This window comes from Neisseria sp. P0022.S010, assembly GCF_051956635.1.
The window spans coordinates 1-2,377 of the sequence record NZ_JBQCXF010000455.1; the positions used below are offsets into that span (position 1 = coordinate 1).

The window sequence follows — 2,377 nt, forward strand, 5'->3', positions numbered from 1 at the left end:
GCCCGTACCAGTTGCGGCGGCGGGCGCGGCGGCCAAGCTGCCCACCAGCGGCACGATTTTGTCCAGCCAGGCGGCGGCTTCGGCCTGGTATTCCAAGTCGCAATCCTGCCGCTCCAGCAGGCGTTCGCCGCCGAGTTTGGCTAACAGTTCGTCGAAACTTTTGCCCGCGCCGCAGAACATGGGGTAGCTGGAGTCGCCCAGCCCGAGCACGGCAAATTTGAGGCCGGAAAGTTTGGGGGCTTTTTTGCCGCTGAGCAGTTTGTAGAGGCTGAGCGCTTCTTCGGGCGGTTCGCCCTCGCCCTGGGTGGAGGTAACGAACAGCACGAGTTGTTCGCCGGCGATGTTTTTGGGCTTGTAGTCGGCGGCGGCGGCATGGACGGCGTTCACGCCGGCGGCGGCGAGCCTTTGCTGCAGCTCTGCGGCCACTTTGCGGGCGTTGCCGGTTTGCGAGGCGGAAATCACGGCCACGCGCAAGGGTTTGGCGGCGGGCGCGGGGGCTGCGGCGGCAGGCGCACCAATGCCGGGCTGCACGGCCTGCCCGCCGGCCTGCGACCAGCAGTAGCCGGAGAGCCAGGCCAGCTGCAGGGGGTTGAGCGCGGCGATTTGGGCGGCGAGTTCGGGGGGAAGCGGGTTCATGGCGGGTTCCTTGGTATGGGTTTGTTATGGGTTGGGCTACCTGAAAATTAAGGGGCGGATTGTTGGGTTACGGCTTGCAGGCTAATCCAACCTACTCTTGCTGCGGGCTACCTGAAATTTGGTCGTCAGGTTTTCAGGTAGCCCGTCTTGCGTACGGCGAACGGGGGTGTCCGCGCTCCGGTGGTACGGCGGGTAGGCTGCCGGATTGTGTTTCAGGTAGCCTTCTCTCACGGGAAAAGGCGGCGGTTTCAAACGGCCTTTGTTTGTTCTGTTCGGCATTTATGTCCGATCTGCAGGCTACCTGAACGTTGGCCGTCGGGTTTTCAGGTAGCCTTTGGGGTTTACGCAGGCTTTGCGGCATGCCGCCCTCTCCCATGGGAGAAGGGGCGGTTTCAGGTAGCCTGTTCTGCCTGCTGTGTTTCGCCCGCTGCTTCTGCGTCGGCCAGTATCATGCCGGCGGCGGCGGTGTGGTTGGTGGCTTCGTCTATCAGGATGAAGGCGCCGGTGGCGGGGTTGGCGGCATAAGGGGTGCAGACGACGGGTTGTGCCAGCGTGAGTTCGACTTCGCCCAGGTCGTTCATTTCCAGCGTGTTGCGCTCGGCGGAGTGGCTGAGGGTGTGCACGTCCCACACGCGGCGTACGGCGGCGATTTTGGCGGGCACGGTGCGAGTAGTGTGTTTGAGCAGGTATTTGCGGGCGGGATTGAGCGGGCGGCTGTCGAACCAGCACAGGGTGGCGGCAAGGCGGCGCTGCGGCGCGAGGGGGCTGGCGGCGGAAAGGATGGTGTCGCCGCGCGAGATGTCGATGTCGTCGGCGAGGAGGAGGGTGGCGGGTTCGCCTGCGGTTGCCTGATCCACGCTGCCTTTGAGGCCGATGATGCCGCGCACGCTGCTTTCGAGCCCGGCAGGTTCGACGCGGACTTTGTCGCCCACGCGCACGCTGCCGGCTTCGAGGCGGCCTTGGTAGCCGCGGAAGTCGTCCTGTTTGCTGCCGTCGGCGCGCTGTACGAGCTGTACGGGGAAATGGAAGTCTTGCGGCGCTTCGGGCACACCTTCGCCTGCGGGCAGGCTCTCCAGCACTTGCAGCAGCGAGCCGCCTTGGTACCACGGGGTGTGGGCGCTTTCGTGCACGATGTTGTCGCCATTGAGGGCGGAGATGGGGATGAAGCGGGTTTCAGGCAGGCCGAGGGTGTCGGCCAGTTCGCGGTAGGCGGCGGCGACGGCGTTGAATTTTTCTTGGCTGAAGCCGAGCAAGTCCATTTTGTTGACGGCCACGATGATGTGCGGGCAGCGCAGGTGGCGCAGGATGGCGGAGTGGCGTTTGGTTTGCGGCAGCAGTTGCAGCGGCTGTTGGGGAAAATCGAGCTGGGCGGCGTCTATGAGCAATACGGCGGCGTGGGCGGTGGAGGCGCCGGTTACCATGTTGCGGGTGTATTGTTCGTGGCCGGGGGTGTCGGCGATGATAAATTTGCGGCGGGCGGTGGCGAAGTAACGGTAGGCCACGTCGATGGTGATGCCTTGTTCGCGTTCGGCTTCGAGGCCGTCGGTGAGGGCGGAGAAATCGATCGCGCCTTGGCTGCGGCTGCTTTCGAGGCGGCGTACCTGGTCGCCGAGCAGGGCTTTGCTGTCGTAGAGCAGGCGGCCGATGAGGGTGGATTTGCCATCGTCCACGCTGCCGGCGGTGATGAAGCGCAGGGGGGCTTGGCGGTGGGGGCTGGTCATGATGTCGGGCTTTCTTTGGG

The 2,377-nt window shown here is 64.7% G+C and carries 2 protein-coding genes; both read right to left on the reverse strand.

Annotation, left to right across the window (positions count from 1 at the left end; genetic code table 11):
• Nucleotides 1-531: flavodoxin domain-containing protein (locus tag ACTHUT_RS18080; protein ID WP_440419292.1), on the reverse strand; the 531-nt coding region annotated here is incomplete at its 3' end.
• A 497-nt stretch (nucleotides 532-1,028) separates the two neighbouring features.
• Nucleotides 1,029-2,357, reverse strand: a complete 1,329-nt coding sequence (locus ACTHUT_RS18085; protein ID WP_440419294.1) for a sulfate adenylyltransferase subunit 1 — start codon at nucleotides 2,355-2,357, stop codon at nucleotides 1,029-1,031.
• Between the last annotated feature and the right edge of the window lie 20 nt (nucleotides 2,358-2,377).

Bases quoted from the DNA above. Each gene is read 5' to 3' on its own strand.
- ACTHUT_RS18085 (WP_440419294.1), bottom strand. From the start codon at position 2,357: ATGACCAGCCCCCACCGCCAAGCCCCCCTGCGCTTCATCACCGCCGGC.